This is a genomic window from Bradyrhizobium sp. WSM2254, from assembly GCF_000472645.1.
Classification (GTDB): domain Bacteria; phylum Pseudomonadota; class Alphaproteobacteria; order Rhizobiales; family Xanthobacteraceae; genus Bradyrhizobium; species Bradyrhizobium niftali.
Genome location: NZ_AXAB01000001.1, coordinates 290,818 through 316,010, shown reverse-complemented (window position 1 = coordinate 316,010; position 25,193 = coordinate 290,818). Strand labels below are relative to the sequence as shown.

24 protein-coding genes are annotated in these 25,193 nt (G+C 65.0%); 8 read left to right on the top strand and 16 right to left on the bottom strand.

Annotated features, from left to right (window positions below; genetic code table 11):
* Positions 1-108: 108 nt before the first annotated feature.
* The 9 genes from pstS to A3M7_RS0101375 form a co-directional block, all read right to left on the bottom strand.
* On the bottom strand, positions 109-1,122 hold the full coding sequence (gene pstS, locus A3M7_RS0101415) for a phosphate ABC transporter substrate-binding protein PstS (RefSeq protein WP_027542308.1): 1,014 nt from the start codon (positions 1,120-1,122) through the stop codon (positions 109-111).
* A 144-nt stretch (positions 1,123-1,266) separates the two neighbouring features.
* The gene (locus tag A3M7_RS0101410; protein WP_027542307.1) at positions 1,267-2,565 is read right to left on the bottom strand and encodes an ATP-binding protein; all 1,299 of its coding nucleotides are present in this window, start codon (positions 2,563-2,565) and stop codon (positions 1,267-1,269) included.
* A 71-nt stretch (positions 2,566-2,636) separates the two neighbouring features.
* A complete protein-coding gene (locus A3M7_RS0101405; RefSeq protein ID WP_027542306.1) occupies positions 2,637-3,692 on the bottom strand; it encodes a lysylphosphatidylglycerol synthase domain-containing protein in 1,056 nt (351 codons plus the stop codon).
* 422 nt (positions 3,693-4,114) lie between these two features.
* The gene (locus A3M7_RS0101400) at positions 4,115-4,546 is read right to left on the bottom strand and encodes a GNAT family N-acetyltransferase (RefSeq protein ID WP_027542305.1); all 432 of its coding nucleotides are present in this window, start codon (positions 4,544-4,546) and stop codon (positions 4,115-4,117) included.
* Positions 4,547-4,563: 17 nt separating this feature from the next.
* Complete coding sequence (locus tag A3M7_RS0101395) at positions 4,564-4,791, bottom strand: Rdx family protein (protein ID WP_027542304.1); 228 nt, start codon at positions 4,789-4,791, stop codon at positions 4,564-4,566.
* Between the two features lie 11 nt (positions 4,792-4,802).
* The gene (locus tag A3M7_RS0101390; protein ID WP_027542303.1) at positions 4,803-5,735 is read right to left on the bottom strand and encodes a haloalkane dehalogenase; all 933 of its coding nucleotides are present in this window, start codon (positions 5,733-5,735) and stop codon (positions 4,803-4,805) included.
* A complete protein-coding gene (locus A3M7_RS0101385) occupies positions 5,732-6,322 on the bottom strand; it encodes a TetR/AcrR family transcriptional regulator (RefSeq protein ID WP_027542302.1) in 591 nt (196 codons plus the stop codon). The genes A3M7_RS0101390 and A3M7_RS0101385 overlap by 4 nt, the downstream gene beginning before the upstream one ends.
* Before the next feature lie 331 nt (positions 6,323-6,653).
* On the bottom strand, positions 6,654-6,950 hold the full coding sequence (locus tag A3M7_RS0101380; protein WP_027542301.1) for a hypothetical protein: 297 nt from the start codon (positions 6,948-6,950) through the stop codon (positions 6,654-6,656).
* Positions 6,951-6,952: 2 nt separating this feature from the next.
* On the bottom strand, positions 6,953-8,347 hold the full coding sequence (locus A3M7_RS0101375; RefSeq protein ID WP_027542300.1) for an OmpA family protein: 1,395 nt from the start codon (positions 8,345-8,347) through the stop codon (positions 6,953-6,955).
* A 165-nt stretch (positions 8,348-8,512) separates the two neighbouring features.
* On the opposite strand from A3M7_RS0101375, the gene A3M7_RS0101370 reads away from it, so the two are divergent.
* Together A3M7_RS0101370 and A3M7_RS0101365 are read left to right on the top strand one after the other, a co-directional pair.
* On the top strand, positions 8,513-9,571 hold the full coding sequence (locus A3M7_RS0101370; protein ID WP_027542299.1) for a polysaccharide deacetylase family protein: 1,059 nt from the start codon (positions 8,513-8,515) through the stop codon (positions 9,569-9,571).
* 236 nt (positions 9,572-9,807) lie between these two features.
* Positions 9,808-10,608, top strand: coding sequence for an SDR family oxidoreductase (locus A3M7_RS0101365; protein WP_027542298.1), 801 nt, complete (start codon positions 9,808-9,810; stop codon positions 10,606-10,608).
* 270 nt (positions 10,609-10,878) lie between these two features.
* On the opposite strand, the gene boxB is transcribed toward A3M7_RS0101365, so the two are convergent.
* The 5 genes from boxB to A3M7_RS0101340 all read right to left on the bottom strand — a co-directional run bounded on the left by boxB (position 10,879) and on the right by A3M7_RS0101340 (position 17,180).
* Positions 10,879-12,330, bottom strand: coding sequence for a benzoyl-CoA 2,3-epoxidase subunit BoxB (boxB, locus tag A3M7_RS0101360; protein ID WP_027542297.1), 1,452 nt, complete (start codon positions 12,328-12,330; stop codon positions 10,879-10,881).
* Positions 12,331-12,344: 14 nt separating this feature from the next.
* A complete protein-coding gene (gene boxC, locus A3M7_RS0101355; protein ID WP_027542296.1) occupies positions 12,345-14,033 on the bottom strand; it encodes a 2,3-epoxybenzoyl-CoA dihydrolase in 1,689 nt (562 codons plus the stop codon).
* Positions 14,034-14,144: 111 nt separating this feature from the next.
* On the bottom strand, positions 14,145-14,669 hold the full coding sequence (locus tag A3M7_RS0101350; protein ID WP_027542295.1) for a DUF309 domain-containing protein: 525 nt from the start codon (positions 14,667-14,669) through the stop codon (positions 14,145-14,147).
* A 21-nt stretch (positions 14,670-14,690) separates the two neighbouring features.
* Positions 14,691-15,509, bottom strand: a complete 819-nt coding sequence (locus A3M7_RS0101345; RefSeq protein WP_198033677.1) for an alpha/beta fold hydrolase — start codon at positions 15,507-15,509, stop codon at positions 14,691-14,693.
* A gap of 129 nt (positions 15,510-15,638) precedes the next feature.
* The gene (locus A3M7_RS0101340; RefSeq protein WP_027542293.1) at positions 15,639-17,180 is read right to left on the bottom strand and encodes a benzoate-CoA ligase family protein; all 1,542 of its coding nucleotides are present in this window, start codon (positions 17,178-17,180) and stop codon (positions 15,639-15,641) included.
* Positions 17,181-17,284: 104 nt separating this feature from the next.
* On the opposite strand from A3M7_RS0101340, the gene A3M7_RS0101335 reads away from it, so the two are divergent.
* The 4 genes from A3M7_RS0101335 to A3M7_RS0101320 all read left to right on the top strand — a co-directional run bounded on the left by A3M7_RS0101335 (position 17,285) and on the right by A3M7_RS0101320 (position 20,287).
* Positions 17,285-18,211, top strand: a complete 927-nt coding sequence (locus A3M7_RS0101335; protein WP_256374843.1) for a helix-turn-helix transcriptional regulator — start codon at positions 17,285-17,287, stop codon at positions 18,209-18,211.
* A 267-nt stretch (positions 18,212-18,478) separates the two neighbouring features.
* Positions 18,479-18,871, top strand: a complete 393-nt coding sequence (locus A3M7_RS0101330; protein ID WP_027542291.1) for a group II truncated hemoglobin — start codon at positions 18,479-18,481, stop codon at positions 18,869-18,871.
* 58 nt (positions 18,872-18,929) lie between these two features.
* Positions 18,930-19,775 (top strand): AraC family transcriptional regulator, encoded by an 846-nt coding sequence (locus A3M7_RS0101325; protein ID WP_084301473.1) that lies wholly within the window; start codon positions 18,930-18,932, stop codon positions 19,773-19,775.
* A gap of 77 nt (positions 19,776-19,852) precedes the next feature.
* Positions 19,853-20,287 carry a VOC family protein gene (locus tag A3M7_RS0101320; RefSeq protein WP_027542289.1) on the top strand — a complete coding sequence of 145 codons (435 nt, stop codon included), beginning with the start codon at positions 19,853-19,855 and terminating at the stop codon, positions 20,285-20,287.
* 90 nt (positions 20,288-20,377) lie between these two features.
* Here A3M7_RS0101320 and A3M7_RS0101315 read toward each other — a convergent pair whose 3' ends face one another.
* A complete protein-coding gene (locus tag A3M7_RS0101315; protein ID WP_027542288.1) occupies positions 20,378-20,710 on the bottom strand; it encodes a PRC-barrel domain-containing protein in 333 nt (110 codons plus the stop codon).
* Between the two features lie 152 nt (positions 20,711-20,862).
* Positions 20,863-21,648: an IclR family transcriptional regulator C-terminal domain-containing protein gene (locus A3M7_RS0101310; RefSeq protein ID WP_027542287.1), complete on the bottom strand. Its 786-nt coding sequence runs from the start codon at positions 21,646-21,648 to the stop codon at positions 20,863-20,865.
* A 306-nt stretch (positions 21,649-21,954) separates the two neighbouring features.
* Here A3M7_RS0101310 and A3M7_RS0101305 point away from each other — a divergent pair, with 306 nt between their 5' ends.
* Positions 21,955-23,313: an aromatic ring-hydroxylating dioxygenase subunit alpha gene (locus tag A3M7_RS0101305; protein ID WP_027542286.1), complete on the top strand. Its 1,359-nt coding sequence runs from the start codon at positions 21,955-21,957 to the stop codon at positions 23,311-23,313.
* Between the two features lie 130 nt (positions 23,314-23,443).
* Positions 23,444-24,892 (top strand): glutamine synthetase family protein, encoded by a 1,449-nt coding sequence (locus tag A3M7_RS0101300; RefSeq protein ID WP_027542285.1) that lies wholly within the window; start codon positions 23,444-23,446, stop codon positions 24,890-24,892.
* The last annotated feature ends 301 nt before the right edge of the window (positions 24,893-25,193 follow it).

The following is a 25,193-nucleotide window of genomic DNA, read 5'->3' as shown; positions in this document are numbered from 1 at the left end:
ACGCTTGCTGTCGGTCTTGTTGTTGGTCTTGCGCTCCGGATGCGGCGCTGGGCCGATCCGGAGCGGAGGTCTTTTGAGATCCCGGCGCGCTGTCCGGGACAGCAGCGCTTAGCTCTTGATCTCGGCAGCCCAGGTCTTCTCGATCAGGGTCACGACACCCTCGGGCATCGGGATGTAGTCGAGCTCTTCAGCCGCCTTGCCGCCGTTCTTGAAGGCCCAGCGGAAGAACTTGATGGCTTCCTGCGAGGCCGCCTTGTCGGTGGCATCCTTGTGCATGAGGATGAAGGTCGCCGCCGTGATCGGCCAGGACTTCTCGCCGGGCTGGTCGGTCAGGATGACGTAGTAGCCGGGCGCCTTGGCCCAGTCGGCGTTCGAGGCAGCCGCCTGGAAGGCCTCGACGGTCGGCTGCACCGGCTTGCCGGCCTTGTTGACGAGACCGGCGTAGGTCAGCTTGTTCTGCTTGGCATAGGCGTACTCGACGTAGCCGATCGAGTTCTTGGTCTGGCCGATGTTGCCGGACACGCCCTCGTTGCCCTTGGCGCCGACGCCGACCGGCCACTCGACGGCCGTGCCCTCGCCGACCTTGCTCTTCCAGTCCGCGCTGGCCTTGGAGAGGTAGTTGGTGAAGTTGAAGGTGGTGCCCGAACCGTCCGAACGGCGGACCACGGTGATCGCCTCCGACGGCAGCTTCAGGTTCGGATTGAGCTTCTTGATCGCGGCATCGTCCCACTTGGTGATCTTGCCGAGATAGATGCTGGCGAGCGTCTCGCCGTCGAACACCATCTCGCCCGGCTTCACGCCCTCGATGTTGACGACGGGGACGATGGCGCCCATCACCATCGGCCACTGGACGAGGCCGTCCTTCTCGAGCTGCTCGGCCTTGAGCGGCGCGTCGCTGGCGCCGAAGGTCACGGTCTTGGCCTGGATCTGCTTGATGCCGCCGCCGGAACCGATCGACTGGTAGTTCAGACCGTTGCCGGTCTCCTTCTTGTAGGCGTCAGCCCACTTGGAATAGATCGGGAATGGGAACGTCGCACCGGCGCCGGTGATGTCGGCAGCAAAGGCTGCGGTCGTCGATGCGGCGACCAAGCCGGCAGCGACGATGGTTTTGAGGAAATTCATGCTGGTCTCCATACAGGGGAGCGAAGCGCCATCAGCGCCCGATCGCGCTCCCCGTGCCGCCCCTTTAGGAGCGGTCGGCTGTGCTTTTACGAAGGTTTAGTGACAGTCGGATGACAGCCACAAGCAATTGAAATCGCTTGAGTTTTAGGCTGTCGCCGGGGGCCTGACCTGGGGAAAGCAGGCGGTGAAAGTGGCGCCCTGTTTGGGTACGCTTTCGATCAAAAGCCGGCCGCGATGCCGGTTAAGAATATGTTTCACCAGCGATAATCCGAGCCCGGTCCCGCCCTGCAGGCGGCTGTCGCCGACGTCGACCCGGTAGAACCGTTCGGTCAGCCGCGGCAGGTGCTCGGGCGCGATGCCGGGGCCGAAATCCCGGACCATGACCCGGATTTCCTGAGTTCCATCAGTCGCGGCCCCCGAGGTCAGAGACACGATGACGCGTCCGCCCGAGGCGCCGTATTTGAGCGCGTTCTCAATCAGGTTCTCGAACAGGCGGAGCAGCTCCTCGCGGTCGCCCGCGATCATCACCGGCGGCTCCGGCAGATGGATCTCGACCGCGACCTGGCGCTCGCGCGCCAGCGGCTCGAGCCCGTCGGCGACCTGGCGGATGATCGGCAGCAGGTCAACCAGGGTGTCGGGCCGCACATGGGCCGACAGCTCGACCCGCGACAGCGAGAGCAGATCGTCGATCAGGCGCGCCATGCGGGTGGCCTGGTTGTGCATGATGCCGAGGAAGCGCTCGCGCGCCTTGGGGTCGTCCTTGGCCTGGCCCTGGAGCGTGTCGATGAAGCCGGACAGCGCGGCGAGCGGCGTGCGCAGCTCGTGGCTGGCATTGGCGACGAAGTCGGCGCGCATCTCCTCGACCCGGCGCAGCGGCGTCTGGTCGTGGAAGGTCATCAGCATGCATTTATCGGCGCCGCCGAAGGTGGTCGGCACCGGCACCGGCGTGATGATCAGCTCCATCCAGCGATCGACCGGGACGTGGTCGAGATAGGTCGCGCGCCGCGGCTCGGTGGTCGCGATCGACTCGCGCAACGCCGTGATGATCTCCGGCGAGCGCAGCGCGAACTGGGCGAGTTCGTTCCGGCGCAGCGCCGGCGCGAGCTGGGCCGCGGCCGCGTTGAGATGGATGACGCGGCCGGCGCGGTCGAGCAGCACCGCCGGGTCCGGCATGCCGGCGACGACCGCGGCCACCGCGGCGCTCTCGACCGGATTGATGCGCCTGACATCGTCGCGCGAGGCGGCGGTGTCGTGCAGCCGCCAGGGGATCAGCGCGGCAGCGGCGATGCAGAGGAACACGGCAATGGCGTGCAACGCCGACAATTCGCCGAGCGAGACCACGACCGACAGCGCCAGCGCCGCGGCGATCAGGATGATCGTCGAGTGCCGCAGCCGGTCGGACCAGGGCTGCGCGGTGGGAGACGAGGGGGCGTCGATCGCCATCGGGCGGGCTTCTCCTAAGGGCTTGTCCTGACGGCCCTGTCCTGAAGGCTTTGACCTAAAGGCTTGGCCGATCAGGCGCCGCTGTCGCTGCGCTCTCTCACATAGGCGGCTTCGCGCGCCGGGCCGGGGTCGAGCTTGAGCGCCGCCTGCTGCAAACGCTTCGATCGGGCGCCGATTATAACTTCGCGAAACGTCAGCAAGATTACAGATATGACGAAAGGGGACAGATAATAGAGGACGCGGAACAGCAGCATGCCTCCGAGCAGTTCCTCCCGGTCCATCTGCCAGAGGCCGACCAGCATGGCGGCATCGAACACCCCAAGGCCCCCGGGCGAGTGGCTGGCAAAGCCGAGCAGGGTCGCCGAGACGAAGATCACGGCAACCACGACGAAGCCGAGATTGGGCTCGTCCGGGACCAGCACGTACATCGCGAGTGCGCAGAAGCCGAGATCGATGATGCCGATCGCGATCTGGAGGAGCGTCAGCGGTCCGCCCGGCAGCACCACGGTCCAGGGCCCGCGGCCGACCACGCGCGGCTGGGTCCAGACCCAGACCACATAGCCGACCAGTCCCACGATGATCATCAGCGCCAGCGTCCGGTTCAGCCAGGGCGGAAGCTGGTCGATCGAGGCCGCCGCCTCCGGATGGTAGGAGATGCCGAGCCCCAGCACGGCGGCATTGCCGAGCCAGAAGGTCAGGCCGGCGAGGAAGCAGATCTTGGCGACGTCGATCGCGTTCAGCCCATAGGCCGAATAGATGCGGTAGCGCACCGCGCCGCCGGTGAAGACGCTGGCGCCGACATTGTGGCCGATCGAATAGCTGGTGAAGGCGGCGAGCGCATTGATGCGGTAAGGCACATGAGCGTGGCCGATCGCGCGCACGGCGAACAGGTCGTAGAAGGTCAGGGTGAAATAGCCCGCGGCCACGAACAGCGCCGCCATCGCAATCTGGCTCGGCTCGGTGCTCTTGATCGCCTCGATCACCTCGTTGAAGTCGATGCCGCGCAGCATGTGGTAGAGCACATAGCAAGCGATGCCGATGACCGCGACGCTGATCACAACTCCAAGCTTATGCAGGATTTGCTTCTGCCGCAGCAACGTCGTCGCCCTGCGTATGGCTTCCAGCATCTAGACCTCGAACAACGCTTCAGCGGCCAGGACGGCCGGCGAACAGACGGACGACGTACAGGCACTCAACGAACCCTCGCCGCCGGCTCCGGCATCGCGCGTGCCCCCTGCCCCTCCACTAGCGCGTTTTGCGGCGGAGTGGAATTCGTCAATTCGAACAAAATCACGTGCCTTCAATATTTTAGGCAGGGTTGCGGGCTCCTGATGCACGGTTTGGCGCTTTCGGCGGCAAGGCTGACGCGAATCTCCATGGCAATCCTGCGCAGGCGCCATGAAGTTTTGATGATTTCGGCCGCACAATGTTCCGTCACGTTTTAAGCCGACGTCAATCTATGGACCGCGCCCGGCTGTTGAAAGAGGGGCGACGGGGTCGTTCTGGACGGATTTCCCGATGCACCGGACGGGTGCAGCGCAGCGGCAGCTTAAGGGGCGGTCAGATAGCCGCGCCGATAGGCGCTGGCCGGGTCGTCGAAGATCGCCATGGCCGTCGTCATCCGGCGGAAGCCGAGACGCTCATAAAAGCCCTCTTTGCCAGGCACCGCGTAGAGGATGATTTTGCGATGTCCGCGGCATCGCGCCAGCAGCCGCTCGATGATCTCGCGGCCGAGGCCTTGCCCCTGATAGTCCGGGTGCACCGCGACGTCACAGAGATAGGCGCAGTCGCGGCCGTCCGCCAGCGCCCGGCCGGCGCCAACCAGCCGGCCCTGGTCATAAGCGAAGGCACAGAACATGCTGTTGCCGAACACGAGCGCGAGATCGGCTGGTGTCTTGTTGCCGAGCGGAGCGATGCGGTAGAGCGCGGAAAGCTCGTTCCAGTCGATTGCCGCCAGACCTTCGTTCCAGACAACCGACATCTGCGTGCCTCCCCGGATCAATGCCGCGCCGCGGCGACGGCCGCGACGATCTCGTCGGTGCCGGGAAAATGGCCCTTGCTGCGGCTGGCGACAATCCTGTCGCCGAGCTTGACCTGAAAGATGCCGCCCTTGCCGGCCACGAGATCCGCCTCCAGCGCCAGTTGCCGGCGCAGCGCCGCGGCAACTTCCTTCGCACGCTTCTCGTAGCCGCAGGGACGGCAATAGGTGATCGTCACATCCGACATCTCATCCCTCCTCACGCGGCGAGCTGCGGACGCACCGCCTCGATGCCGGCGATCCAGCCGGCCACCGATCGGCCGATTGCGTCAGCGTGGTCCTCCTGCAGATAGTGCAATCCCGCGCCGAGCCGGATCAACGCGCAATGCGTCAGCGAGGCCGCGAACCGTTCGCCAAATTCCGGCGAGACCAGCGCGCCCGGTTCGCCCGTGAACAGCAGTTTCGGATAGGAAGATGCGGCCAGCGCCGCATGGGCGGATTGCAGCGCCTCATAAACATCGGCAGGCTCGCGCGCGATCGGCAGTTCGCGGGGAAACGCAAGAACGGGGCGACGACTCTCGGGCGTCGGGAACGGCGCACGATAGGGCGCCATCTCGTCGTCGCTGAGCTTGCGGACGATTCCGCCGGGCAGAACGCGCTCGACGAACGCATTCGCCTCGAGGATCATGGCCTCCCCCTCGCCCGGCGTCCTGAACTTGCGAAAGACCGCTCTCGCCGCCTCGGCATGGTCTTGCTCCTCCGCGACCTCGGTATGGTGGAAATCCTGCCAGGTCGGCATCGGGCGGATGAATTCCATGAAGGCTAATCCGCGGACGAAATCCGGCCGGCGCGCGGCGAGATGAAATGCGAGCGCGGTGCCCCAGTCCTGCGCGACGAGATAGGCCGATGTGATGCCGCGCTGTTCGATGAACGCATCGAGATAGCGGACATGGTCGAAGAAGCGGTAGGCGATGTCGGGCTTACCGGATTGGCCGAGGCCGATGAGATCGGGCGCAATGCAATGCGCGACCGGTGACACCAACGGCAGGATGTTGCGCCAGATGTGCGACGAGGTTGGGTTGCCGTGCAGAAACAGCACGACCGGCGCATCCTGCGCACCCGTCTCGCGATAAGCCATGCTGCTTCCCAGCACGGGCGCGTTGCGAATCTCGATCTCGATTGGCTTGCTCATGTCGGCTCCTTGAACACAGTTTGAAATGCGATGGTCTTGAAACGTTCGAGCGCTTTCGGATTGCGATCGACCTTCATCCGCAGGATCGCCCCCTGCCAGGACGCGAGCAGGAAGTCGGCAAGCTCCCCGGGCTCGAAATCGGAGGCGATCTCGCCGCGCGCCTGAGCGTCGGCGATGCAGGCCGCGAACGGCACGCGCCATTCGGCAAAGATCTCGGTCAGGCGTGTGCGCAGCATTTCGCTGCTGCCGGTCGCCTCCAGGCTGAGATCGCCGATCAGACAGCCACGACCATAACCGTCGGCCTTGAGCCGGCCGGTGATGATGTCGAGATAGCGCTTGAGGCGCTCGCGCGGCGTCAGCGAGGAGTCCTCAAGCGCTTCTTCGACCAGCCCCCTGGTGACGTCGAAGTAGCGGTCGAGCACCTCCGCAGCGAACGCTTCCTTGGAGCGGAAATGGTTGGTGAAGGACCCCTGCGGCGCGCCCGCCGCAGCGGTGACGTCGCGCACGCTGGTGCCGTGATAGCCGGTCCGGAACATGACCTTGAGGCCGGCGTCGAGGATGGCGTCTTTGAGCGAGGGCTTTGGCATGGAGCGAATAATACGTACGTACGTATTATTGTCAAGCATAGTTTGATCGCTCGGCGATTTGCTTGCTGATCAGGCGGTTATCGCGACGTCGGATCGAGGTTCGCTGGGATATGCCTCGCCTGGCGCCCCGATAGCGGTGCGTTCCCTCCCCCCTTGCGGGGGAGGGCTAGGGAGAGGGGTGGCCCAGGAAAAGCAGTCGATTATTGCATCGAATGTGAGTGCACATGGAAAGAGTCCCCGTGTGGGACCCCTCTCCCCGACCCTCCCCCGCAAGGGGGGAGGGAGCGAGAGAGTGATGGCCGCCTCACTCACCTCACTCGCGCGTAAGCGCTCAGCCGACAGGCTGGCTCCGCGAGACTACCCGGTCGCGCAGCCAGGCACCGATGGTGCAGCCGACCAGGTAGCAGGCGAACATGATGAGGCCGAGGTCGAGCCAGTAGCCGAAGCGGCCGGGGACCACATGCGCGAACGAGGCCGCGACCAGCGCGACGGCGAGCGCGGCGAGCCAGCGCGCGGTGACCTTCGAGGTGCCGTTGCCGCGCTGGACCACCGAGATCCAGCCCATGCAGAAACCCAGCACCAGCGATCCGATCAGCCAGCCCAGATGGAACGAGAGGAGATAGGGCATCGTCACCTCACCAGAAATTCGATGCGGCGGTTCTGCGCCTTGCCGTCGTCGGTGTCGTTGCCGGCGACCGGCTGCGTGCTGCCGTGGCCGACCGCGGCGAAGCGGCTGGCGGGAAGGCCGGCCTTGACCAGATAGTCGATCACCGCCTGCGCGCGCTTTTCCGAGAGAGCCTGGTTGAACGCGTCCTCACCGTCGGCATCAGTGTGCCCGGCGACCTCGATATTGGTGGTGGGACAGCGCAGGGCCGTCTCGATCAGATGGTCGAGGATTCCCGCAGAGTCCGGATCGATGTCGGCGCGCTTCGTTGCGAAGCGGATCTTGCCCTTGGTCAGGAGCTCGGAGAACAATTGCTGGCAGACAGTGCCGTCGACCGGACCCGGCGCGGGCTTCACCGTGATTTCCGGCTTGTACTGCCAGTTTTTCGGGAAGTCCTTGCCGAGGCCGGCGCGAATGTCGTTGGCAGCGCCTTCATAGAGCGCATCGCCCGACAGCTTCACCTCGCGATCGGACACCACGAGCGTGCCGGTCGACAGCCGCGACAGCGCTCCGAGCGCTGCGACCACGGCGGGGTTGAAGGCGCCGGGCGCGCCGAGGCTGGCCTTGAGATTGTCGACGACCTTCTCGTTGAAGAATTTTCGCGACGCGCTGGTTGCGATCGCCGCATGGACATTGTTGTCCGGAACATAGCCGGTCAGCGTCACGGTCGCGGCAACCGGGTCCTTGTAGGCCTGGAAGATGTAGGGCGGCGCCTTGATGTCGTTGGCGGCGATCGAGAACCCTTCCGGCAAATTCTTCAGCGCAGCCGCGATCGCCTCGCGTCCGCCGAGCTCGCGCGCCATCCCGGACAGATTGACCTTTGTGTCGGAGATCGTGATCTTGCCGTCCTTGAGCTTGCCGATCTGGTCGAGCAGAAGCATCGCGGCGGCCTCGAAACGCGGTGGCGCGCCACGCGCCAGCCCCATCTGATCGGCCACCTCGACGCCGCCGACCTCCTTGCGTGCGACCTCCGTCAGGCGGGCCTTCATCGACGGCAAGGGCGCGGAGCCCGACAGCGTCACCCGCACGACGTCACGTTCGGCGTTCCAGACGAAGGGCTTCGCCTCGGCAACGAGGCGGGTCCGGTCATCGACCAGGCGCACGCCCGGGACGATCTCCACCGCCATCACGGCGTCACGGCGCCCTTCCTCGGAAAAGGCGTCCGCGGCCAGGCTGACGTCGCGGCCGTCCACCGCGATCCGGGTCTTGTCCAGAACGGTATCCTTGAGCGCCGCCGAGCTGCGGGCAGACAGGTCCGCCTCGACCGGTAAGGTGTTATTCCAGACCGCAAATCCCCACATGACGGCCAGGGGGATCAGCCCTGGCCACCATTTGCTGGCCCACCTGAAAAGCTTCTGCATTCGACGACCCGAACTCTGGAACCGGAGACAAAACAAACCCTTGGCAGGCTGTCAAACCGGAAATGGCGGCCCTCGCAAGGCCTTTGCGTGGACAATTGGAATAACTTTTTCTTCAAGGGTTCTTCCGTAAGTTGAAAACGGAAGGCCAGAGTCCGCCAGCGGGTCATGAAACAACTTCGTAACAACGTCATCCGCGCCGGGCTGGGAGCACTCTATTTCAGCGGAGCGCACCACCTGTTGCGCCCGCTCCTGTCGGGCGTTGGCGCCATTTTCATGCTGCACCACGTGCGGCCGGCCCGCGAGGCCGCGTTCCAGCCGAACCGGCATCTGGAGGTCACCCCGGATTTCCTGCGCTCGACGCTGCGCCATCTGCGCTCGCGCGACATCGACATCGTCAGCATGGACGAGCTGCATGAGCGGCTGGTGCAGGGCCGGTTCACCCGCCGCTTCGCCGCCTTCACCCTCGACGACGGCTATCGCGATAATCTGGACCATGCGCTGCCAGTGCTGCGCGAATTTGACGCGCCTTTGGCGGTCTATGTCGCCAGCGATTTTGCCGAGGGCACGGGGCGGCTGTGGTGGACGGCGCTGGAAGCCGTGATCGCCGGCGCCGAGCAGATCGACGTAACAATCGGCAATTCCGCGCTCCGGCTCGACGCGACGACGCCTGCCGCGAAACAGGCGGCGTTCGACCGCCTGCACGACTGGCTGCGCGCGCTGCCGGGCGAGCATGATCTCTCGCGCGAGATCGCCGCGCTCTGCGCCAGGCATGGCGTCGACATGGAAGCGCTGTGCCGCACCCTCTGCCTGTCCTGGGACGGGGTGAAGCAGTTGGCCGCAGATCCGCTGGTCACGATCGGCGCGCACACCATCAGCCATTGCAATCTCGCCAGGCAGAGCGAGGAGATCGCCGCGCAGGAGATGGCGGTCAGCCGCACGCGGATCGAGCAGGCGCTGGAGCGTCCCGTGCTGCACCTCGCCTATCCCTATGGCGACCGCGAGGCTGCCGGGATGCGCGAATTTGCGCTGGCCGCATCGGCCGGCTTCAAGACCGCGGTGACGACGCGACCCGGCATGCTGTTCGCCGAGAACGCCGGCCACATGACCGCGCTGCCGCGCGTCTCGCTCAACGGCAACTACCAGGACGCGCGGATCCTGCCGGTGCTGACCTCGGGCGCCGCGACCGCGATGTGGAACGGCTTCCGCCGGATCGCGGCGGCATAGCTTCATCCCCGCTGTCGTCCTGGCGGAGGCCGGGACCCATACCGCGGAATCTATCGATTGCGGTTGGTATGAGTACCGGACAACGAGTCTTCGCCATACGTCTCCCTGTGGTTATGGGTCCCGGCCTCCGCCGGGACGACACCGAGTTGGTTGAACGGCTGACGCACCACACTCCCACCGTTTCTTGACTCCCCTCTCCTCCCCGCTCAAAACGTCGCCAAACCAAGGGAGGCACCATGTTCAACGATCTGTTCTCGCTCAAAGGCCGCATCGCACTCGTGACCGGCGGCTCGCGCGGCATCGGCAAGATGATCGCGGCCGGCTTCCTGGCGCAGGGCGCTGCGAAGGTCTACATCACCGCGCGCAAGGCGGGGCCGTGCGAGGCGACGGCGAAAGAGCTGTCAGGCCAATATGACGGCGAGTGTATCGCGCTGCCGATCGACATCTCGACCGTCGAAGGCTGCGACAAGCTCGCGGGCGAAATCATCAAGCTGGAGCCGAAGCTCGACATCCTCGTCAACAATGCCGGCGCGGCCTGGGGCGCGGAGTTCGACGAATTCCCAGAAAGCGGCTGGGACAAGGTGATGGACCTCAACGTCAAGTCGCTGTTCTTCCTGACCAAGGCGCTGGCGAAGCCGCTGCGCGCGGCGGCAAGCGCTGAACGTCCGGCCAAGGTCATCAACATCGCCTCGGTCGACGGCATCTTCGTCAATCCCGGCGAGACCTACTCCTACGCCGCCAGCAAGGCCGCCGTGATCCATCTGACGCGGCGCATGGCGACGAAGCTGATCAAGGACAACATCAACGTCACCGCGATCGCGCCCGGCGCGTTCAAGTCCGACATGAACCGGGCCGCGCGCGACCATTCGGACGAGGTCGCCAAGCGCATTCCGGCGCGGCGCATCGGAACCGACGAGGACATGGCAGGGGTCGCGATCTATCTCGCCTCGCGTGCCGGCGATTACGTGGTCGGCAACACCATCGCGGTGGATGGCGGCGTGGTCTACGCCAATGCCGGGCTGGAGATTGCGGGGTAGCTGAACCGGGGGGACGATGAGATGCGCTGGTTGATAGACGCGGCGCCCTCACCTCATAATATTTAGTGTCGTCCCGGACAAGCGAGCAAAGCGAGCGCAGATCCGGGATCCATAACCACAGGGAGTGGTTTGGCGAAGACTCGTGGTTGGCTGCTCGCGCTACGACCTCTCCCTGGGGTTATGGGTCCCGGATCTGCACAAACGCCTGGCAACGCTACGCGTTGCCAGGCGTTTGCTTGTCCGGGACGACAGTTGAGTTTGAGGCCGCGCTTACGACTCGATCTTCACGTACTCGAAATCGCCGGGCTTGTTGTCGATGCCGACTTTCGGCGGCGAGATCCAGGAGGCGAACTTGCCGGTTTCGGTGACGGGCTGCATCAAGGAGGTGATGAAGTCGCCGTCGGCCGTCGAAGGCAGCCATTCGTCCTTGCGCTTGGCCCAGGTGGCATCGTCGATCAGGATGCCGTCGGGCGTCGCATGGACGTCCTTGAACTCGCCGATGTGGCGGTGGAAGGCGACGTTGGGCAAGGTCAGCTTGAAGTCGTAGCCCGCGGTCGAGATCACCTTGTTCCAGCGCAGTATGCCCTTGACGCAATCCTGGCTGTAATCGTCGCGCAGGCGCATGTTGAGCGCGGTCAGCGCCGGCTCGTCGACCAGCTTGATCTCGCCGTTGATGAACTTGAGCACCGGATAGGTGGCGTTCTTGAGCTGGTGATCGTCCTCGATCTGGGTCTCGTGATAGCGGCCCTTGATGCCGGCGTTGAAGGCGTTCGCCGCGTTGGTCGAGACCTCCGAGCCGAACAGGTCGAGCGACAGCGTGTAGTGCAGGTTCAGCTTCTTCTGGATGGTCGGCAGGTCGATCACGCCGAGCGCGCGGACCTTGGCGATGTCGGTGGGATCGCTGATGCCGGCTTCGCGCATCGCATCGCAGGTGCGCTGCACGACACGGGTGATGCCGGTCTCGCCGACGAACATGTGGTGCGCTTCTTCCGTGAGCATGAAGCGGCAGGTGCGCGACAAGGGGTCGAAGCCCGATTGCGCGAGGCTGTGCAGCTGCATCTTGCCGTCGCGGTCCGTGAAGTAGGTGAACATGAAGAAGGACAGCCAGTCCGGCGTCGCCTCGTTGAAGGCGCCGAGCATGCGCGGCGCGTCCGCATCGCCGGAGCGGCGGCGCAGCAAGTCATCCGCTTCCTCGCGGCCGTCGCGGCCAAAGTACTTCTGGAGCAGGTAGACCATCGCCCAGAGGTGGCGGCCTTCCTCGACATTGACCTGGAACAGGTTGCGCATGTCGTAGAGCGAGGGCGCGGTCTTGCCGAGATGGCGCTGCTGCTCGACCGAGGCCGGCTCGGTGTCGCCCTGGATCACGATCAGGCGGCGCAGCATGGCGCGATGCTCGCCCGGCACTTCCTGCCAGGCCGGCTCGCCATAATGCTCGCCGAAGGGAACGACGCGGTTCTCTTCCTGCGGCGCAAGCAGGATGCCCCAGCGATAGTCGGGCATGCGGACATAGTCGAACTTGGCCCAGCCACGCGGGTCGACGGAGTAGGCGGTGCGCAGATACACCAGCGACTCCTGAAAACCTTCCGGCCCCATGTCGCTCCACCAGTCCATGTAGCCGGGATGCCAGCCCTCGAGTGCCTTCAGCACCTGGCGGTCTTCGGCGAGATTGACGTTGTTGGGAATCTTGGTCGAGTAGTCGACGTTCATGATGTTCATGTTCATGGCCGTGCTTCTCCCTAAACTCTTGTCATATCGAATTTCGGCTTCTGGCCGCTGCCGTAGCGGCGGAGCGCGCCTTCCTCGCCGACCGCGTTCGGGCGCTGGAAGATCCAGTTCTGCCAGGCGGTGAGGCGCGCGAAGATCTTTGATTCCATCGTCTCCGGGCCGACGAAGCGGAGGCTCGCTTCCATGCCGGTGAGGCTGTCGGGCGAGAAGCTGGCGCGCTCCTCCAGAAACACGCGGACCTCGTCATCCCAGTCGATGTCATCGAGCGCGAAGGTGACGAGGCCAAGCTCCTCGGCCTCCTCGGCGTCCAGGCTGGTGCCGACGGTGGCTTCCGCGCGCTCCAGGTCGGACGGGTCGGCCTGGAAGCGCGACTGCAGCCGCGTCAAACCATGGCTCATCGGATACGGGCCAAAGTTCATCGCCGACAGTTCGATCGACGGCGGCGGCCGGTTGTCGCCCTGGCGCGTGCCGATCAGCATGTAGGAGCGGTCGGCGGCGAAGACGAGCTCGGCGAGCGTGCCGGCAAAGCAGGAGCCGGGCTCGACCAGCGTCACCAGCGTCCGCGAGGTGACGTCGATACGCTTGAGCACGCGCTTCCAGTAGTGACGGATCTCGTTGACCAGCCAGTGCGCCTTGTTGGCGTCGAGGAAGGCGTCGGCTGCGAGCACATGGGCGCGGTCGCCATGGCTCTTGAACACCAGCATGGCGATCTCGAGCTCGTTGATGCGCAGATGCAGGATCGCATCGTCGAGCTCGCGCGCGACCTGGAGCGGCCAGAACGAAGCGCCCTGCGCTATCATGCCGTCGATGTCGGCGGGCGGCGCCACCTCCGGCGCCTTGATCGAGATGGTGGCGATGCGGGCAGCACGATCGATGTCGACGGTGACGAAGCCGTAGCGCAGGCTGGTCTCGTCGACGATGCGCCTGAGCGGCGTCAGCGCAATGCCCTTGCCGCTGCCGCTGCGTTTGGAAGCCGTGGAAAATTCCTTGACGCGCTCGGCAATCCTGCCTTCCAGCTTGGAGTTCGGCGCGATCTCGTCGACGAGACGCCACTGCACGGCGCGCTTGCCTTTCACGCCTTCCTCGATGGTGCAGAAGAAGTCGGCGTGGTCGCGGCGCACCTTGCGCTTGTCGACGACGCGGGTGAGGCCGCCGGTGCCGGGCAGCACCGCGAGCAGCGGCACTTCGGGCAGCGCCACCGAAGACGCACCGTCGTCGGCGAGGATGATGTGGTCGGTCGCAAGCGCGAGCTCATAGCCGCCGCCGGCGGCGGAGCCGTTCACCACGGTGATGAAGCGCTGGCCGGAATTCTCGGACGAATCCTCCATGCCGTTGCGGGTCTCGTTGGTGAACTTGCAGAAGTTGACCTTGTGGGCGTGGGTCGAGCCCGCGAGCATGCGGATGTTGGCGCCGGCGCAGAACACGCGGTTCTTGGCCGAGCGCATCACCACCACCTTCACCTCGGGATGCTCGAAGCGCAGGCGCTGGATCGCATCGGCAAGCTCGATGTCGACGCCGAGGTCGTAGGAATTGAGCTTGAGCAGATAGCCCTCGAACAGGCCGCCATTCTCGTCGACGTCCATGGTCAGGGTCGCAACGTCGCCATCGACCGCAAGCTTCCAGTGCTTGTAGCGGGACGGTTCGGTCTGGAAATCGATGAATGTCGCGCCGCCTGCGAGGCGCCGATCTTCCCTGGCCATGGGCCACCCTTGAGTTCGTCTTGGTTTAACCGTTAGATGCACAATAGTGCACATTTTGGAGTGCGTCTAGTCCCTAACGGTCAGGACATGCACTTTGTTTCATGCCGGCGCCTAGGACCGCACGATGGCGCCGAGTGCGATCCAGTCGGCCTTGGAGAGCTGGGGACGGCCGATCTTGGCCTGGAGCAACGCCGTCAGCGCCGCAATGGGGAAGCTCTCGACAAAGCCGTCGCCGGCCGCAGCCGTCTTGCGCGCGCTCAGCGCGCGCAGCTCTGCCAGCGCCTCGCCGAACAGCCGTGCCGCCGAGTGCGACCTCTGCATGCGCAGCCGCAAGTTCGCATTGGCGATGTGGATGCAGGCGCGCAGCAGAATGCGCTCGCGGCCGCCCTGGGGCGCCGCGGCCCACACCGCCTCCAGCACCTCCTGCGCTTCCCAGAAATAGCCGCGGTCGTTGAGCGCCAGCCCGTAGCGCAGCGCCGGATGGCGCGCCGGCACATGGCCGCGAAAGGCCGAGGGCACCAGCGCCTTGGCCATATCGAGCGTCACGTAGTCGGCATTCAGCCCGGCGGCCTCGCCCGGCACATAGGCCCATCGCGGCCACGGCAATTGGCCGCTCGCATTCGGCGGCGCACTCATGAAAGGTGCGCCTCCGCAACGTCATGCGGCGCGTCCCTGAAGGCCCTGGTCGTCGCGCAGGGCCGCCTTTGCAAATTGCTCGATCGCGTCAAGCGTCGCCCCCGGCGCTTCACGATGCGGGGAATGTCCCGCGCCTGAAATGACTTTCAAATCTACCGGACAATAACACTCTTCCTGCGCGATCTCGACCTGGCGCAGCGTGCCATATTGGTCGTCCACACCTTGCAGGACCATGACAGGTACGCGGATATAGGCGAGATATTCCGAGATGTCCCAGTCGCGGAATTTCGGATCGAGCCAGGCGCCGTTCCAGCCGTAGAAGGCGTTGTCGACGTCCTTGTGCCAGCGCGCGAGCTTGGTCTTGAGATCGGTGGTCTCGAAGGCCGTCTTGATCGCGGCGATGGATTTCACCGAGATGTCCTCGACGATGAAATGCGGCGCGATCAGCACGAGGCCGTTCAGGCGATGATCCTGATGCGCGCCGGCATAGATCGTCGCGATCGAGGCGCCGTCGGAATGGCCGAGCAGGAGGCCACGCTTGAAGCCGATCGCATCGAGCAGTTTCGGCAGCACGTCCAGCGCCTCGCGCTGCATGTAATCGAGCGGCCGCGGCAGCGTGACCGGGCTCGACTGCCCGTAGCCCGCACGCGAATAGACGAAGATGCCGGCACCGGTCGCCTCTCGAAGCTTTTCCGGTAAGTCGCCCCAGAGGCCGACCGAGCCGAGGCCTTCATGCAGCATGACGATGGTCGGCGCGTCCGCTGATTGCGGCGCGAGCCATTTGTATTCGAGGCTGGCGTTGCCGATGGTCAGGAAGCCGCTGGGGGTGAGGTTGGTCATGCTGTCGATTCCATTCATTCCGTCATTCCGGACAACTCGCAAAGCGAGTTGATCCGGAATCCCGAGATTGCAGTCTGCGGATCGAGATTCCGGGTTCGCGCTTCGCGCGCCCCGGAATGACGAAGCCAATCAATTCGCCCCTTCCCGCAGCTTGAACCGCTGGATTTTCCCCGTCGCGGTCTTCGGCAAGGACTCCACCACGTCGATCCAGCGCGGATATTTCCACGGGCCGATCTTCTTCTTGACGTGCTCCTTCAGCGTCTCCTGCAAATCCGCCGTCTTCACGCCCGGACGCAGCACGACGAAAGCCTTTGGCTTCAGGAGGCCTTCCGGATCGGCCTCGGGCACGACGGCGGCTTCCAGCACTGCCGGATGCGTGATCAGCGCGCTCTCGACCTCGAACGGCGAAACCCAGATGCCGGAGACCTTGAACATGTCGTCGGCACGGCCGCAGAAGATGTAGCGGCCCTCGGCATCCCGGACATATTTGTCGCCGGTGCGGGTCCACGGGCCCTCGAAGGTGCGGCGGCTCTTGTGGCGCTGGTTCCAGTAGCCTTCGCCGGCGGAAGGCGCATCGACCAGGAGCTCGCCGACCTCGCCGTCGGCGACGTCCTGGCCGGCCTCGTTGACCAGCCGCACCGCGTAGCCCGGCACCGGCTTGCCGGAGGAGCCGTATTTGATGTCGCCGGGCGCGTTCGACAGGAAGATGTGCAAGAGCTCGGTCGAGCCGACGCCGTCGAGAATGTCGACGCCGAAGCGCGCCTTCCAGCTGTTGCCGACGGATTCCGGCAGCGCCTCGCCGGCCGAGGTGCAGATGCGCAGCGATTTTCCGCCACGCTCGCTCTTCATCGTCTCGTCGTTGAGCATGGCCGCGAACAAGGTCGGCACGCCGTAGAAGATCGACGGGTTGTAGCGGTTCATCAGGTCGAACATCCGCGCCGGCGTCGGACGCTCGCTGTTCAGCACCACGGTGGCGCCGACCGACATCGGGAAGGTCAGCGCATTGCCGAGACCATAGGCGAAGAACAGCTTTGCCGCGGAGAGGCAGACGTCGCTCTCGCGAATGCCGAGCACCTGCTTTGCGTAGGTGTCGGCGGTGGCCTGCAGGTTCGAATGCAGATGGCGCACGCCCTTGGGCATGCCGGTCGAGCCGGACGAATAGAGCCAGAATGCCGGCTCGTCCGGATGCGTCGCGGCGGTGGTGAACTGATCGCTCTCGCCCGCGAGCTCCTCGGCGAGTTGCTTGTGGCCGTTCTGCTTGGCGCCGGAGACCACGACATGCTCGAGATCGGGCATGCGGCCGACGACGTCCTTGATGACGGGATAGAGCGCTTCGGAGACGAACAGCACGCGGGCACGGCAGTCGGCGAGGATGTAGGCGTATTGATCCGCGGTCAGCAGCGTGTTGAGCGGCACCGGCACGATGCCGGCGCGGATCGCGCCCAGGAACACGATCGGGAAATCGACCGTATCGAGCATGATCATCGCCACGCGCTCCTCGCGGCGGACGCCGAGACGGCGCAGCATGTTGGCGGCGCGGCGGCTTTCGCGCTGGAGCTCGCCATAGGTGAGCCGCGAGACGGTGTCGTCGAAGGCGAGCTTGTTGCCACGCCCCTCTTCGACGTTACGGTCGAGCAGCCAGGTCACCGCGTTATAGGATCCCTCGCTCACGGACTTCTCCCCCGAATTTAGAATTATAATTCATAGAAAGACACCGCGGCGGCTTGCTGTCAATGCTAGCAGGCATTATGTTTCATTAAAACGCGCCGCAGGACATCCGCAAAAGAAGGCTCATGACCGACAGTCCCGACGCCGAATCCCGATTTCTCGAACAGCTCGGCCAGCGCGTGCGCACCATGCGCGCACTGCGCGGCATGTCGCGCAAAGTGCTCGCCAAGGTATCAGGAATCTCGGAGCGCTACATCGCGCAGCTCGAAAGCGGCAAGGGCAATGTCTCGATCGTGCTGCTCCGCCGTGTCTCCGACGCGATGGGTGCGCATCTCGAAGATCTGCTCCCCAGCGCCGATCCGACGCCGGACTGGCAGATGTTTCGCGATCTCCTGCGCAAGGCGACGCCAGCGCAGATCGCGCAGGCCAAGGATCTGCTCGCCGGAGGCAGCGCATCGGCGCAGCGGCGCGCGCCGTTCTGCGGCATCGCGCTGATCGGCCTGCGCGGCGCCGGCAAATCCACGCTCGGCAGGATGCTGGCGAAGAAGGTCGGCTGGAGTTTTGTAGAGCTCAACAAGGAGGTCGAGCAGCAGAACGGCCTCTCGGTCGCCGAGATCATCGCGCTGTACGGCCAGGAAGGCTTTCGCCGCATGGAGCAGGCGGCGCTGCAACAGCTGCTCGCGCGCAACGAGCTGATGGTGCTGGCGACCGGCGGCGGCATCGTCTCGGAGCCCCTGACCTTCGACCAGATCCTGTCGTCGTTCTACACGATCTGGCTGAAGGCCGAGCCCGAGGAGCACATGGCCCGTGTCCGCCGCCAGGGCGATCTTCGACCGATGGCGGACGATCGTTCCGCCATGACGGAGTTGCGCAACATTTTGCGCAGCCGCGAGCCGTTGTATGCGCGTGCGACGGCGGTGGTGGATACCGCGGGACTCAGCGTGGATGCCGCCGCCGCGCGCCTGATCGACGCGGTGCGCCCGGTGCTGCAGAACGAAGCGCGCAGTTTTGGTCTGCGCAGCGTGGCGCTGTAGGGCGATCTCTCGCCGCACACTCGCTGCGTTCCCTCCCCCCTTGCGGGGGAGGGTTAGGGAGAGGGGTGCCACACGGGAACTCCATCGATCGCGCGAGAGTCTTATCTTCACAACAACGAACACCTCTTCCTGAGCCACCCCTCTCCCCTGCCCTCCCCCGCAAGGGGGGAGGGAGCGCAGTTGCGCGCTCGGATGCGCTTTGCATCCCTTTTCGTTTCTCGAAAGAGAACGATATGAAGAGGCTCGCAGTAAACATCAGGACCAATGATGACCGATAGCGACGTCGCAATTTCCATGTTCGAGCGGATCGGCGGCGGTGCCACGATCGACCTTCTGGTCGACCGCTTCTACGAGCGGATGGATACGCTGCCGGAGGCGCGCACCATCCGCGTGATGCACGCAGCCGATCTCGGCCTGATCAAGGACGTGCTGAAGCGCTATCTCACCGAATGGACCGGCGGACCGAGACTTTATTCGGTCGAGAAAGGCCATCCGCGGTTGCGCCAGCGGCATATCGGCTTTGCCATCGGCGATGCCGAACGCGATGCGTGGCTCACCTGCATGCGCGGCGCGCTGGAGGAGACGGTCGCGGACGCTGCCGCGCGGCAGGACCTCGACAAGGCGCTGTGCGGCCTCGCCGACTGGATGCGCAACCGTTAGCCACCCTACAGGCAAGGCGGGGCGCGCCCTGCACTTGGAGGGGCACCATTGCGGCGCTATGCTGCGCGCGATGGACGCTGCCGCAAACCCCGATGTCATCCGTCGGCCCGCCTCGCCGCGCCTCGCGCGGCTGGTCTCCAGCATCTCGTTCTATCGCGAGCGCGGCGTCGGGTTGGCCGGCTTCCGGCACGCGGCGCCGCTTGCGCTGCCTCTTCTCGTGAATTTGGGGACACCCTTCCGCATTGCACTTGGGCGCGAACCGGATGTTGCCGACGCTCAGCCGAGTTTCGCGGCAGGCCTCTTTCCCGGACCGGTCCTCATCGAATCCGATGGCCGCGCCGAATGCGTTCAGGTCGATTTCACCCCGCTTGGAGCGTATCGCTTCTTCGGAGGAGCGGTGCCGGATCTGACCGCGCGCATGGTCGGCCTGGACGACATTCTGGGACGGGATGGCGAGAACCTCCGCGCCAGGGTTGCCGAGGCGGTCGGATGGCAGCGACGATTTGAGATCGTGGAAGACTTCGTGCTTCGTCGCGCTGTGCATGAGCCCTCGCCGGCGATCGCCTTCGCCCTCGATACGCTCTGGCGACGGGCCGGCGCGGTCCGGATCACCCAGCTCGCCTCCGACATTGGCTGGAGCCGCAAGCATCTCACGCGCCGCTTCCACAACGAGATCGGCGTGCCGCCCAAGACAATGGCCCAGATGCTGCGCTTTCATCGGGCCTGCTCACTGGCCCGCACGGACGGGACAGGCGGCTGGGCAGCCGTCGCGGCTGACGCCGGCTATGCCGACCAGGCGCATCTTGCCCGCGACTTCCGGATGTTGAGCGGCGAGACGCCGACCGGATGGGCCGCGCGGCTCGATCTTGCGGATCCACGCCTGATGCGGGACGGCGGCGGATAGCGCCTGGTCCCATTTGTTCAAGCCCGGCTGGCGCGATCCGAACTAGGGTTGGCGTTGCAAAGGACCTGGAGCATTTCATGAACCAGCAGAATGGCTATGAAGCGCCGCGCCTGTACCACACCATGCGCTGCAAGGACGCGGAGGCGATGATCGCCTGGCTGAAAAACGTCCTCGGCTTCGCCGAACGCGTGATCTATCGCAAAGAGGGCACGGTCGTTCACGCCGAATTGGCATTTGGATCGTCGATCCTCATGCTCGGTGCGCATCGCGATGATGATTACGCAAAACGGGTCGGCGACATCGGCGGCCACCGGACGGATGCCATTTATCTGGCTGTCGATGATCCCGACGCACTCTATGAGAAGGTGAAGGCGTCCGGCGCAACGATCGAAATGGAGCCCTACAACACCGATTATGGCAGCCGCGATTTCGCGGCGCGCGATCCCGAGGGCGGCCTCTGGAGCTTTGGAACCTATTGGCCCAAGGTCGGCGAAGGGCCGCTGCCGGGATAGGCCGGACGGTCGCATCTGATGCTGCTCGGCGGGCGCGGAAAGCTCGATCGAGCCCGCAAACGCGATCCGGCTGCGAACCCGTTCTGCTCTTCAGACCGACCAATAGTTCGGATGCGGGTAGGACCGCGAGCGGTCGCCCCAGTCGAACTCGTCGCCATCGAACTCGCACGGACCGCTGCTGAACTCGTCCATCGTCATCTCGACCTGGAACGCCTGACGGCCGCGATCGTATTTCAGCGCGGTCCACTGCACCGGATAATGGTGATGAACACCGAGCAGTCCGCCGGTCTTGATCACGGCATAGGCGACCATTCCGCTGACCTTGTCGAGCATCAGCCGCTCGATCGTGCCGAGCTTCGTGCCGTCGCGCCCGTAGACGGCGACGTGCTCCACGCGATCACTGGGAACCATGGTATGTTGCATGGCATCCTCCCTCGTCTTGGGTGGAGCGCATTATAGTCGCGCAGCCCGGATGAGCGAAGCGACATCCGGGGTCTGCGACACTTTCCCGGGTAGCGCGGAGCCTGTCATCGGGCGGCGCTTCGCGCCGACCCGTTGGCTCACCCGGCTACGCGCTACAGCAACCGCGAACGCACCGCTTCGGCGCCCTCGCGCAGCAGCGGCAGGAAGCGGTCGATCAGCTCCTGTGCCGGCACGCGATCGACATGGGCGCCCATGTTGATGGCTGCGACGATCACGTCGTCGTAACGGTGGACGGGGACGGAGATCGAGCAGAAATGCGGCTCGGCCTCGCGGTCGACCAGCGAGTAGCCCTGCGCGCGGTCGGCGGCGATACGCGTGAGCAGCGCCCCGGGATCGGTCACCGTCTGCGGCGTCAGCGCCTCACGCTTCATCGCCTTCAACCGTGCGGCAAGTTCGGCATCGTCGAGCTGGCCGAGCATGGCACGGCCGACCGAGGTGCAGAAGGCCGGCAGGCGGTAGCCGATTTCGAGCCCGCCGGAGAACATCCGCGCCGGACTGCTGCGCGCGACGAACACGACGTCGTCGCCGTCGAGCACCGCGAGCGAGGAAATTTCGTTTGCCGCCGTCGCGACGCGATCGAGCACCGGTTGCAGGACCGTGACGAGCTGATTGGAACGCAGATAAGACGCCGCCAGCGTCAGCACGTGCGGCGTCAGCGAGAACAGCTTGCCGTCACCAGAAACGAAGCCGCCACGCTGGAGCGTGAACAGCATCCGCCGGGCGGTGGCGCGCGGAAGATCGGCGGCGCGGGCGAGATCGCTCAAGGTCATCGGACCGACCGTCGTGCCGAAGCACTGAAGCAGGCGCAGGCCGCGATCGAGGCTTTCGACGAAATCCGTCGCGCGCTCGTCGCTCTCGCTTCGCTTCAGCTTGGGCATGGCGCCGGGACTTTCCTGCAAAATAGTGCTTGCTGCCAATCCAAGGCATGTCATAATTCGCCCATTCGTTCAATAGACGAACAAAATTCGTTAGGCAGGCACGCTCGCGATCTCCCTCGCCCCGCTTGCGGGGAGAGGGTGGGGTGAGGGGGAGTCTCCGCAGGGTCGGCGACAGTGGGACTCGCGGAGAGCCCCCCTCACCCGGATTGCATCTTCGATGCAATCCGGCCTCTCCCCGCACGCGGGGAGAGGCGAAGAGCACACCGGCTCGACTTGCTTGTTCGAGCAACAAAGGACGCGACCGCCATGATGAGCCAGGAGCAGAACGACCTGATCACCCGCACCGGGCCGAAGGACCCCTGCGGAAAGCTGATGCGGAGCTACTGGCAACCGGCGGCGCTGGTCGACGAGCTGGAAGGTGCGCGGCCGATCCGCCCGGTCAAACTGCTCGGCGAGAACCTGGTGCTGTTCCGCGACGACACCGGACGCTATGGCCTGATCGACCGCCACTGCGCGCATCGCGGCGCCGACCTCGCCTTCGGACGGCTCGAACATGGCGGCCTGCGCTGCGCCTTCCATGGCTGGCTGTTCGACGCCACCGGCCAGTGCATCGAGACCCCGGCCGAGCCGAAGGATTCAAAGCTCTGCCAGAACATCCGCCAGCGCTCTTATCCCGTGGTGGAGAAGAGCGGTATCCTCTGGGCCTATCTCGGCGAGGGTGAGCCACCGGCATTTCCGGAGATCGATTGCTTCGTCGCACCCGGCACGCATACGTTTGCGTTCAAGGGCCACATGGCTTGCAACTGGCTCCAGGCGCTCGAGGTCGGCATCGATCCCGCGCACGCGTCCTACCTGCATCGTTTCTTCGAGGACGAGGACACCTCCACCGCCTACGGCAAGCAGTTCCGCGGCGCCTCCGCGGGCAGCGACCTGCCGATGACGAAGATCCTGCGCGAATACGACCGTCCGATCATCAATGTCGAGCACACCGAATACGGCCTGCGGCTGATCGCGCTGCGCGAGATCGACGAGGAGCGCACCCATGTGCGCGTCACCAACCAGCTGTTCCCGCACGGCTTCGTCATTCCCATGAGCACGGAGATGACGATCACGCAGTGGCACGTGCCGGTCGACGACGAGAACTGCTACTGGTACGCGATCTTCACCAGCTATTCGAACCCGGTCGACAAGCAGAAGATGCGCGACCAGCGGCTCGAGCTCTATGAGCTGCCCGACTACAAATCGCGCAAGAACCGCAGCAACGATTACGGCTTCGATCCGCACGAGCAGCAGACGGCGACCTATACCGGCATGGGCAACGACATCAACGTCCACGACCAGTGGGCGGTGGAGTCGATGGGTGCGATCCAGGACCGCACCAAGGAGCATCTCGGCCAGAGCGACAAGGCGATCGTGCAATACCGCCGCCTGCTGCGGCAGGAGATCGAGAAGGTCGGCGGCGGCGAGAGGCCGATGCTGTTCTTGGACGAGGCCAATGCGCGCAGCATCCAGGGACCGGCCACCATGGACGGCATCGGGCCGACGCGGGGCTGGGAGACCTACTGGATGGAGGTCGACGTCAAGCGCCGCCGCGGCGCGCCCTGGACCGCGCCGGTGCCAAAGGAGATCGCGGATAATGTGCATCGGCTGACGGCGGCGGAGTGAGGCCTGTGGTCGGCGCCCGTAGGGTGGGCAGAGGCGCGAAGCGCCATGCCCACCATGTTACCATGCAAACGACAGACGTGGTGGGCACGTTCCGCTTTGCCCACCCTACGGCAGTTGAAGGAGTGGCAAAGTGACCTTCGTCGTGCGTCATGCGCTGTGGTCGGATGAGCAGAGGGACGCGGCGACGCGCATGCGGCGCATCGTCGAGGAGAAAAACCTCGAAGTCATCCGCCTCGCCTTCCCCGACCAGCACGGCATCCTGCGCGGCAAGACCATCATCGCCGCCGAGGCGATCGCCGCGCTGGAGAGCGGCTGCTCCATCACCACCACCATGCTGGCGAAAGACACCTCGCACCGCACGGTGTTTCCGGTGTTCACATCGGGCGGCGGCTTCGGCATGAAGGAGATGGAGGGTGCGGCCGACGTACTGATGGTCGCCGATCCCACCACGTTCCGCGTGCTGCCATGGGCGCCGACGACGGGCTGGGTGCTGTGCGACCTCTATTTCAATGACGGCCGCCCGGTGCCGTTCGCAACGCGCGGGCTTTATCGCAAGGTGCTCGATGATCTCGCTGGCCGCGGCCACGATTTCGTCGCGGGGCTCGAGGTCGAATTCCACATCTTCAAGCTCGACGATCCGCATATGCGTGCGGAGGACGCCGGCCAGCCCGGGACGCCGCCCTCGGTGAGCCTGCTCAGCCACGGCTACCAGTATCTCACCGAGCAGCGCTTCGATCAGATGGAGCCGGTGCTGGAGATCCTGCGCCGCGACGTCGTCGCACTCGGGCTGCCCTTGCGCTCGGTCGAGGTCGAGTTCGGGCCAAGCCAGTGCGAATTCACCTTCGCGCCGAGGAAGGGGCTGGAGCCCGCCGACAACATGGTGCTGTTTCGCTCCGCGGTGAAGCAGATCGCCCGCCGCCACGGCTATCACGCCACCTTCATGTGCCGACCGAAACTGCCGAACCTGTTCGCGAGCGGCTGGCATCTGCACCAGTCAATCGTCTCGCGCACGAGCGGCGAGAACCAGTTCATGGCCAAGGAAACGGTCAAGGCAGGCGGCGAGCCGCTCAGCGCGTTCGGCCGCGCCTACCTTGCCGGCCTGCTCGACCACGCCCGCGCGTCCACCGTGTTCACCACCCCGACCATCAACGGCTACAAGCGCTACCGTTCCTATTCGCTGGCCCCTGACCGCGCGATCTGGGGCCGCGACAATCGCGGCGTGATGATCCGCGTGCTCGGGGCTGCCGGCGATGCCGCCACGCGCCTCGAGAACCGCATCGGCGAGCCCGCCGCCAATCCCTATCTCTACATGGCCTCGCAAATCCTCTCTGGTCTCGACGGCGTCGACCGCAAGCTCGATCCGGGCCCGTCGGCCGACACGCCCTACGAGACCAAGGCGCCGCTGCTGCCCAAGTCGCTGCGCGATGCGGTCGCCGCGCTGAAGGACGATCCGTTCTTCCGGGAGAAGCTCGGCGCCGAGTTCGTCGACTACTACACCCACATCAAGAACGCCGAGATCGATCGCTTCCTCGCCGAGGTCACCGACTGGGAGCATCGGGAATATTTCGAGGTGTTCTGACACCCCTCGACGGGCAGGCCTGGCGAGCGCCATAGCGCACGCCTCACGCCCCTGTGAGGCGACTTCGTCCCGCCTGTTCCGACGACATCTCATCCCCATCCGACGAAGCCATTTTCCTTTCCCCTCGAAAACCGCCGGAAAGACACGGGGTCTAGAGTTTCGGACGATGATCAACAATGGAGTTCGGTCATGTTGGCTCAGTTGTTCAGTCTGATCTATCGCTTGTCCTGCCGGACCACCCTGATCGAAATCGGCACGCACCACCTCGCGCGTTAGTCGCAGCCGCGTGCGAATTGGGTAA

Coding starts and splice junctions, on each gene's coding strand:
- pstS (WP_027542308.1), bottom strand. CDS start 1,122: ATGAATTTCCTCAAAACCATCGTCGCTGCCGGCTTGGTCGCCGCATCG.
- A3M7_RS0101410 (WP_027542307.1), bottom strand. CDS start 2,565: ATGGCGATCGACGCCCCCTCGTCTCCCACCGCGCAGCCCTGGTCCGAC.
- A3M7_RS0101405 (WP_027542306.1), bottom strand. CDS start 3,692: ATGCTGGAAGCCATACGCAGGGCGACGACGTTGCTGCGGCAGAAGCAA.
- A3M7_RS0101400 (WP_027542305.1), bottom strand. CDS start 4,546: ATGTCGGTTGTCTGGAACGAAGGTCTGGCGGCAATCGACTGGAACGAG.
- A3M7_RS0101395 (WP_027542304.1), bottom strand. CDS start 4,791: ATGTCGGATGTGACGATCACCTATTGCCGTCCCTGCGGCTACGAGAAG.
- A3M7_RS0101390 (WP_027542303.1), bottom strand. CDS start 5,735: ATGAGCAAGCCAATCGAGATCGAGATTCGCAACGCGCCCGTGCTGGGA.
- A3M7_RS0101385 (WP_027542302.1), bottom strand. CDS start 6,322: ATGCCAAAGCCCTCGCTCAAAGACGCCATCCTCGACGCCGGCCTCAAG.
- A3M7_RS0101380 (WP_027542301.1), bottom strand. CDS start 6,950: ATGCCCTATCTCCTCTCGTTCCATCTGGGCTGGCTGATCGGATCGCTG.
- A3M7_RS0101375 (WP_027542300.1), bottom strand. CDS start 8,347: ATGCAGAAGCTTTTCAGGTGGGCCAGCAAATGGTGGCCAGGGCTGATC.
- A3M7_RS0101370 (WP_027542299.1), top strand. CDS start 8,513: ATGAAACAACTTCGTAACAACGTCATCCGCGCCGGGCTGGGAGCACTC.
- A3M7_RS0101365 (WP_027542298.1), top strand. CDS start 9,808: ATGTTCAACGATCTGTTCTCGCTCAAAGGCCGCATCGCACTCGTGACC.
- boxB (WP_027542297.1), bottom strand. CDS start 12,330: ATGAACATGAACATCATGAACGTCGACTACTCGACCAAGATTCCCAAC.
- boxC (WP_027542296.1), bottom strand. CDS start 14,033: ATGGCCAGGGAAGATCGGCGCCTCGCAGGCGGCGCGACATTCATCGAT.
- A3M7_RS0101350 (WP_027542295.1), bottom strand. CDS start 14,669: ATGAGTGCGCCGCCGAATGCGAGCGGCCAATTGCCGTGGCCGCGATGG.
- A3M7_RS0101345 (WP_198033677.1), bottom strand. CDS start 15,509: ATGACCAACCTCACCCCCAGCGGCTTCCTGACCATCGGCAACGCCAGC.
- A3M7_RS0101330 (WP_027542291.1), top strand. CDS start 18,479: ATGACCGATAGCGACGTCGCAATTTCCATGTTCGAGCGGATCGGCGGC.
- A3M7_RS0101325 (WP_084301473.1), top strand. CDS start 18,930: ATGCTGCGCGCGATGGACGCTGCCGCAAACCCCGATGTCATCCGTCGG.
- A3M7_RS0101320 (WP_027542289.1), top strand. CDS start 19,853: ATGAACCAGCAGAATGGCTATGAAGCGCCGCGCCTGTACCACACCATG.
- A3M7_RS0101315 (WP_027542288.1), bottom strand. CDS start 20,710: ATGCAACATACCATGGTTCCCAGTGATCGCGTGGAGCACGTCGCCGTC.
- A3M7_RS0101310 (WP_027542287.1), bottom strand. CDS start 21,648: ATGCCCAAGCTGAAGCGAAGCGAGAGCGACGAGCGCGCGACGGATTTC.
- A3M7_RS0101305 (WP_027542286.1), top strand. CDS start 21,955: ATGATGAGCCAGGAGCAGAACGACCTGATCACCCGCACCGGGCCGAAG.